This is a genomic window from Flavobacterium azizsancarii, from assembly GCF_027980145.1.
Classification (GTDB): Bacteria; Bacteroidota; Bacteroidia; order Flavobacteriales; family Flavobacteriaceae; genus Flavobacterium; species Flavobacterium azizsancarii.
Genome location: NZ_JAMZNK010000121.1, coordinates 1 through 485, shown reverse-complemented (window position 1 = coordinate 485; position 485 = coordinate 1). Strand labels below are relative to the sequence as shown.

At 27.2% G+C, this 485-nt stretch carries 1 protein-coding gene; it reads left to right on the top strand.

Annotated elements, in window-relative coordinates; all coding sequences use genetic code 11:
* A partial coding sequence (locus NJT12_RS24880) for a hypothetical protein (protein WP_271338803.1) occupies window positions 1-192 on the top strand: 192 nt, incomplete at its 5' end.
* Window positions 193-485 lie beyond the last annotated feature (293 nt).

The following is a 485-nucleotide window of genomic DNA, read 5'->3' as shown; positions in this document are numbered from 1 at the left end:
GGAATTCAAGTAATGATATATATTATTCTAATTGCATCCATTTTACTTTTGAGTTACATAAAACTCAATGGCTTAAAAGGATATAAGATCCCCAAAATTTCATTTTGTAATGAATTACAAAATGAAATCATTCAACAAGTAGTAATACATTGTGGTGGGGATCCTAGTAAATTAGAAACATTCAATACATGAAAGAAAGTTCCTTACACTCTTGGTTTAAAACTTTGACAAAGGTTCCGATCGTGACTATTTTTAAGTTAGTCCTTGTAGTTATTTTGATTGTGTTCACGAGCGGGACGCTCGCGCTCAATGTCATTAAGTTAAGGTGTTAATATTCTTTATTTCAATAAATTAAGATGTTTTTAATTTGTTAGTTTATAGTAATTTTCTTATATTTAAGCTATAATTTTACAGAGTTTAGATATGCCAAAGAATTCAATTTTAATAATCAAAAAATTGAGAGAAGAGATTTTTAGTAAAGAAAT